A 6,734-nucleotide genomic window follows, 5' to 3' on the forward strand; every position below is an offset into this window, starting at 1 on the left:
CGCCGCGAGCCTGTGAGGGGCGGGGGGGCAGAGGGGTCCTTCATCAGCGGTCGTGGGTGGGGGTGGTCGTGAACTCGAGGGCCGCGTCGAGCAGCCAGTCGGCGAGGTAGCCGGCGAAGGACGAACGGACGAGGACGACGAGGTCGTCGCCGGTGTCGGACAGGCCCAGCAGGACGACGCCCGCCTGGCCCAGCGTGGTCTGCGCGCTGCTCCCCCGGCCGAACACCCGCGGGTGCAGGTCGATCGAGCAGCCCTTGGCCAGGACGTCGCGCACCCGGGCACCGGTCAGCCGGAGGCCGATCCGCTGCGCGGAGACGTCGGTCGCGGACCCACCGAGCGGCCGGACGGCGGCGCGGACCCGGGCCTCGAGGTCCTCCGGGGACTCGGTGGTGCTGGTGAGCAGCCACTCGTCGGGGCCGAGCCAGACGGCGCGCCCGGTACCGGTCGGCACCCAGGTGTTGGGAGCCGTCGGCAGGTCGACGCCCAGCGCCGCCGCCGCCTCGGCGCCGACGGTGCCGAGCCGGACGTCGACCATCGCGACGAACGGTTCGGCGGCGATGCCGACGGTGTCGGGCAGGCGCTCGAAGGCGCTGCTCCACGCCTCGAGCGGGTGCGTGCGCAGCAGCTCAGCCATCGCGACGGGCTCCTTCCGGATCGACCAGCACCGAGCCGGTGACCTCGACCGGGACGAGGGTGCCGTTGACGGGGACGTGGACGGTCTGGCCGATGCGCTCCCGGCCGCCCTTGACCAGGGCGAGGGCGAACGGGCGCTCGAGCTCGGCGCTGCGGTAGCTGGAGGTGACGTGGCCGAGCATCGGGACCGGCGGCGGTGGCAGCTGGCCGTCGGCGCGGAACTCGACGATCTGCGAGCCCTCCGGCAGCACGGTCTGCCGGTCCAGGGGCAGCAGCCCGACCAGCTGCTTGCGCAGCGGGTCGGCGTTGGCCTGCCGCGAGAAGCTCCGCTTGCCGACGAAGTCCGGCTTCTTCTTCGACACCGCCCAGGCCATGCCGAGGTCGTGCGGGGTGACCGTGCCGTCGGTGTCCTGCCCGATGATCGGGTAGCCCTTCTCGGCGCGGAGGACGTGCATGGTCTCCGTGCCGTAGGGCGTGATGCCGTACGGGCGGCCGGCCTCGAGCAGCCGCTCCCACACCGCGACCGCGTACCAGGGGTTGACGTAGACCTCGAAGGCCAGCTCGCCGGAGAAGCTGATCCGCGCCAGCCGGACGGGCACGCCCTCGAGGGTGGTGTCCCGCCAGGTCATGAACGGGAAGGCCTCGTTGGTGACGTCCACGCCGGGGAACACGGCGCCGACGACGTCGCGGGAGCGGGGACCGACGACGGGGAAGGTGACCCACTGCTCGGTGACCGAGGTGCAGTGGACCCGCAGGTCCGGCCACTCGGTCTGGGCCCACTCCTCCATCCAGTCGAGGACCTTCGCCGCGCCGCCGGTGGTGGTGAGGACGAGGAAGCGGTCCTCGGCCAGGCGCAGCACGGTGCCGTCGTCGATGACCATGCCGTCGACGCCGCACATGACGCCGTAGCGGACCGAGCCGACCTTCAGGCTGCTCATCAGGTTGGTGTAGAGCCGGTCCAGGAGGACGGCGGCGTCCGGGCCCTGGACGTCGATCTTGCCGAGGGTGGAGCCGTCGAGGATCCCGACGCCGGTCCGGGCCGCAGCGCACTCCCGGAGGACGGCGGCCTCCATGTCCTCCCCGGGCTGCGGGTAGTAGCGGGGCCGCTTCCACTGTCCGACGTCCTCGAAGACCGCCCCCGCCGCTGCGTGCCAGTCGTGCAGGGCGGTGACCCGCTCGGGGTCGAAGAGCCGACCGCGGTCCCGGCCGGCCAGCGCGGCGAAGGCGACCGGGGTGTAGGGCGGCCGGAACGTCGTCGTCCCGGTGTCCTGCACCGGGACGCCGAGCAGCTCGGCGACGATCCCCGAGGTGAGGACGCCCGAGGTCCTGCCCTGGTCATGCGCCGTCCCGATCGTCGTGTACCGCTTGACGTGCTCGATCGAGCGCAGGCCGGCGCCGACCGCGCGGACGATGTCGGCGACCGTCGCGTCGCGCTGCAGGTCGACGAAGGAGGTGCTCCCCTCGGCGCCGGTGGTGTCCGGCACCCGCCACAGCACCAGCGGCGCGGCGAGGGCGGCGGGCGCCGGCGCGGAGGGCAGCCGGTCCTCGCCCGCCGGCTCGATCCCCAGGGCCGACAGCGCCGCTCGGGCCACGCGCTGCCCGTCGGCGAGGCACCCGGCCAGGTCGAGCACGCCCGCGGCGGAGCCGGCGACCGACAGGCCCTCGAGCTCCTCACCGGGCAGGAAGGCCCCCAGCGTCTCGTCGTAGCGAAGCCGGCCGCGGGACTGGCTGAACAGGTGCACCGCGGGGTTCCAGCCCCCGCTGACCAGGAGCAGGTCGCAGCCGATCGCGCTGGCGGCGCCGACCTCGCCGTCCGCGAACGGGGCGACGAGGGCGTGCGTGACCCGGTCGACGCCCTGCGTGCCGGTCACGACGGCACCGGACAGGACGCGGATGCCTGCCTGCTCGCACTCCTCGCGCCGGCGCGGCGAGCCCTCCGGCCGGGCGTCGACGACCGCCTGCACCCGCACGCCCGCGCGGGACAGGTCGAGCGCGGCGTCGTAGGCGCTGTCGTTGGTGGTGAAGACGACCGCCTCGCGGCCGGGCAGCACGCCGTAGCGGTTCAGGAACGTCCGGGCGGCACCGGCGAGCATGGTGCCCGGACGGTCGTTGTCGGCGAAGACGACCGGGCGCTCGTGCGCCCCCGTCGCGACGACGACCGAGCGGGCTCGGAACCGCCACACCCGCTGGCGGGACAGGTGCTTGGGCGCGGCCGTGCCGAGGTGGTCGGTCCGGCGCTCGAGGGCCAGGACGAAGCCGTCGTCGTAGCTGCCGAAGGCGGTGGTGCGCTGCAGGTGCAGCACCTCCGGGGAGCCGGCCAGCTCGGCGACCGCCGCGGCGACCCAGTCCGGCGCCGGGGCGCCGTCGAGCCGATCGGTGCCAGACAGCAGGGAGCCGCCGGCCTCGGACTGCTCGTCCACGAGCGCGACGCGGGCCCCGGCGCGGGCAGCGGTGAGTGCGGCGGCCAGCCCCGTGGGACCGGCGCCGACGACCAGCACGTCGACGTGGGAGTGGACCGCGTCGTAGCGGGCGGAGTCGGGGACGTCGGCGAGGCGGCCCTGCCCCGGCAGCCCGTGGGCGACCAGCCCGTCGTACAGCTCCAGCGTGCTGGCCAGCAGCATCGGCTCGGGGAAGGGCTCCTCGACCTGCACGAGGCCGCCCGGGTCCTCGGCCCAGGCCGCGGCGATGCCGCGGGGCCGGCCCAGCTTGATGCTGGTGGCGACCTGGTGCCGGCCGTTGGCGAGCAGCGCCGAGGCCAGGGTGTCACCGGGGTGGCCGGTGAGGGCCTGCCCGTCGAAGGTGAACTCGAGGAGGGTGGCGCGGTCGATGCGGCCGCCCTCGGCCGTGCGGGAGGTGCTCGTCACGGGGCTGTCCTCTCCTCGCGCGACCGCGCGAGCTCGGTCACGCCCGGCTTGGGGTCGTCGAGGCGGTAGACGCGCTCGAAGCGGTAGGTGGCGGTGTCCCGGATCGCGTTGAACCAGCGGCGGCAGCCGGCACTGTGGTTCCAGCGCTCGGCGAAGCGGCCCCTGGGGTTCTCGCGGAAGAAGACGTAGTGCGCCCACTCCTCGTCGGAGAGGGCCCCGGGGTCGTCCGGGTAGGCGACGTGGGCCTGGCCGCCGTAGGAGAACTCGACCTCCTCGCGGGGGCCGCACCACGGGCATGCGATGAGTTGCACGGAGGACTCCCCGGGTCTCAGTGGGCCACGGCGGCCGCGCCGTGCTCGTCGACGAGCGCGCCGGTGACGAAGCGGTCGAGGGTGAAGGGCGCCACGGACGGGTGGGGCTCGTCGTGGGCGATGGTGTGCGCGAGGGCCCAGCCGATGCCGGGCGTGGCCTTGAAGCCACCGGTGCCCCAGCCGCAGTTGAGGTAGAGGTTGTCGTAGGGCGTGCGGCCCACGATCGGCGAGGCGTCGGGGCTGACGTCGACGATGCCGCCCCACGTGCGCAACAGGTGCGCCCGCGCGAACACCGGGAACAGTTCGACGGCGGCGGCCATCTGACGCTCGATGACGTGGAAGGCGCCGCGCTGGCCGTAGCCGTTGTAGGAGTCGACACCGGCGCCCATGACCAGCTCGCCCTTGTGCGCCTGGGAGACGTACACGTGCACGGCGTTGGACATGACCACGGTCGGGTGCACCGGCTCGAGCAGTTCGGAGACCAGCGCCTGCAGCGGGTGGCTCTGCACCGGCACGCGGATGCCGAGCAGATCGGTGAGCACGGAGGTGTGGCCGGCCGCGCACAGGGCGACCCGGCCGGCGCCGATGGTGCCGCGGGTGGTCTGCACCCCGGTGACCCGGTTGCCGTCGGTGACGAACCCCGTGACCTCGCAGTCCTGGATGAGGTCGATGCCGGCCTCGTCGGCCCGGCGGGCGAAGCCCCAGGCCACGTAGTCGTGCTTGGCGATGCCGGCCCGCGGCTGGTACGTCGCCCCCAGGACGGGGTAGCGGATGTCGGTCGACGTGTTGACGACCGGGCAGATCTTGCGGACCTCGTCGGGCTCCAGCCACTCGGCGTCGACGCCGTTGAGCTTGTTGGCCTCGACCCTGCGCACGCTGTCGCGGACGTCCTGCAGCGTGTGGGCGAGGTTGAGCACGCCGCGCTGGCTGAACAGGATCGGGTAGCCGAGGTCCTCCTCGAGCCCCTCCCACAGCTTCAGCGCGTGCTCGTAGATGGCCGAGCTCTCGTCCCACAGGTAGTTGGACCGGATGATCGTGGTGTTGCGGGCCATGTTGCCTCCGGCCAGCCAGCCCTTCTCCAGCACCGCGACGTCGGTGATGCCGTGGTTCTTGGCGAGGTAGTGCGCGGTGGCCAGGCCGTGCCCGCCGCCGCCGACGATCACCACGTCGTAGGAGCGCTTCGGCTCGGCGTCGCGCCACAGGGCGTCCGGGTGCTCCGGCAGGTCCGCGCCGGGCGTGCGGGGGCTCATCGCAGGTCCTCCGTCAGGTCGGGGTAGAGCGGGTGCCGGGCGGCCAGCCGGGTCACCCGCGCGCGGAGTCCGGCGAGCTCCTCGTCGGCCGCCGTGGGCCGCAGCGCGGCCGCGATCACGTCGGACACCTCGGCGAAGTCGTCGAGGTCGAAGCCACGCGCGGCCAGCGCAGGCGTACCGATGCGCACCCCGGAGCTGACCATCGGCGGGCGCGGGTCGAAGGGCACGGCGTTGCGGTTGACGGTGATGCCGATCGAGTGCAGCCGGTCCTCGGCCTGCCGGCCGTCGAGCGCCGACTCCCGCAGGTCCACCAGGACGAGGTGGACGTCGGTCCCGCCACTGACCACGTCGATGCCCGCCGCGCGGGAGTCGGCGGCCAGCAACCGGTCGGCCAGGATCCTGGCGCCGGCGAGGGTGCGCTCCTGGCGCTCGCGGAAGGCCGGCTCCCCGGCCAGCTTGAAGGCCACCGCCTTGGCGGCGATCACGTGCTCCAGGGGTCCCCCCTGCTGGCCCGGGAAGACCGACGAGTTGAACTTCTTCGCCAGGTCCGCGGTGGCCAGGATGACCCCACCGCGCGGTCCGCCCAGGGTCTTGTGAGTGGTGGAGGTGACCACGTGCGCGTGCGGCACCGGCGAGGGGTGCAGCCCGGCGGCGACGAGTCCGGCGAAGTGCGCCATGTCCACCATCAGGTGGGCCCCGACCTCGTCGGCGATCCGGCGGAACTCGGGGAAGTCCAGGTGGCGGGGGTAGGCCGACCAGCCGGCGACGATGAGCTTGGGCCGCCGTTCCCGCGCCAGCTCCTCCACCTCGGCCATGTCGACCCGGTGGTCCTCACGGCCCACGTGGTAGGCGGCGACGTCGTAGAGCTTGCCGGAGAAGTTGAGCTTCATCCCGTGGGTCAGGTGACCCCCGTGGGCCAGGTCGAGCCCCAGGATGGTGTCGCCGGGCTCCAGCAGGGCCGACATCGCCGCGGCGTTGGCCTGCGCGCCCGAGTGCGGCTGCACGTTGGCGTACTCGGCGCCGAACAGCGCCTTGAGCCGGTCGATGGCCAGCTGCTCCACGACGTCGACGTGCTCGCAGCCGCCGTAGTAGCGCCGACCCGGGTAGCCCTCGGCGTACTTGTTGGTCAACACCGAACCCTGGGCCTGCATGACGGCCACCGGCGCGGAGTTCTCGCTGGCGATCATCTCCAGCGTGGTCTGCTGCCGGGTCAGCTCGGCGGAGATCGCGGCGGACACCTCCGGGTCGGTGTCGGCCAGCGACCGGTCGAGCACGCGGTCCGCGACGGGGGCCACAGGGGCCCGGTCAACCTGGAGGACCATGCCGCAGTCCCTTCTGTCATGAAACAGTGACTAAGACTGGTATATCAGTCGTGCAACACCGTAGGGTTGGCGCGGGACAGGGTCAAGGGGTGCCGCGGGAGGACCTCGCTGCCGCACCGCGCACCGGCCCGCGGCGGGCCCTTCAGACAGGCCGCTGCGCCCCGTCCGCACACCCCCACGAGAGGAGATCACCATGGCCCACCAGGTGAGGGGCGTCGTCGCCCGCGGCAAGGGTGCTCCGGTCACCGTCGAGACGATCATCGTGCCCGACCCCGGCCCGGGTGAGGCGGTCGTCGACATCCAGGCGTGCGGGGTCTGCCACACCGACCTGCACTACCGCGAGGGCGGGATCAA

General features: G+C 73.4%; 5 protein-coding genes. All 5 read right to left on the bottom strand.

Annotated elements, in window-relative coordinates; genetic code table 11:
• Positions 1-43 precede the first annotated feature (43 nt).
• The 5 genes from ACI79I_RS22860 to glyA are packed head-to-tail and all read right to left on the bottom strand — an operon-like array spanning position 44 to position 6,380.
• A complete protein-coding gene (locus tag ACI79I_RS22860; RefSeq protein WP_456994615.1) occupies positions 44-634 on the bottom strand; it encodes a sarcosine oxidase subunit gamma in 591 nt (196 codons plus the stop codon).
• Positions 627-3,497, bottom strand: a complete 2,871-nt coding sequence (locus ACI79I_RS22865) for a 2Fe-2S iron-sulfur cluster-binding protein (protein WP_456994616.1) — start codon at positions 3,495-3,497, stop codon at positions 627-629. Before ACI79I_RS22865 ends, ACI79I_RS22860 begins: the two co-directional genes overlap by 8 nt.
• Positions 3,494-3,808, bottom strand: a complete 315-nt coding sequence (locus tag ACI79I_RS22870) for a sarcosine oxidase subunit delta (protein ID WP_456994617.1) — start codon at positions 3,806-3,808, stop codon at positions 3,494-3,496. The genes ACI79I_RS22865 and ACI79I_RS22870 overlap by 4 nt, the downstream gene beginning before the upstream one ends.
• 17 nt (positions 3,809-3,825) lie before the next feature.
• Positions 3,826-5,058, bottom strand: a complete 1,233-nt coding sequence (locus ACI79I_RS22875) for a sarcosine oxidase subunit beta family protein (protein ID WP_456994618.1) — start codon at positions 5,056-5,058, stop codon at positions 3,826-3,828.
• The gene (gene glyA, locus ACI79I_RS22880) at positions 5,055-6,380 is read right to left on the bottom strand and encodes a serine hydroxymethyltransferase (RefSeq protein ID WP_456994619.1); all 1,326 of its coding nucleotides are present in this window, start codon (positions 6,378-6,380) and stop codon (positions 5,055-5,057) included. The genes ACI79I_RS22875 and glyA overlap by 4 nt, the downstream gene beginning before the upstream one ends.
• Between the last annotated feature and the right edge of the window lie 354 nt (positions 6,381-6,734).

The sequence above is a fragment of the Geodermatophilus sp. SYSU D01105 genome (assembly GCF_054050095.1).

Excerpts from the sequence above, each read along its gene's own strand:
- ACI79I_RS22860 (WP_456994615.1), bottom strand. The coding sequence starts at position 634 with ATGGCTGAGCTGCTGCGCACGCACCCGCTCGAGGCGTGGAGCAGCGCC.
- ACI79I_RS22875 (WP_456994618.1), bottom strand. The coding sequence starts at position 5,058 with ATGAGCCCCCGCACGCCCGGCGCGGACCTGCCGGAGCACCCGGACGCC.
- glyA (WP_456994619.1), bottom strand. The coding sequence starts at position 6,380 with ATGGTCCTCCAGGTTGACCGGGCCCCTGTGGCCCCCGTCGCGGACCGC.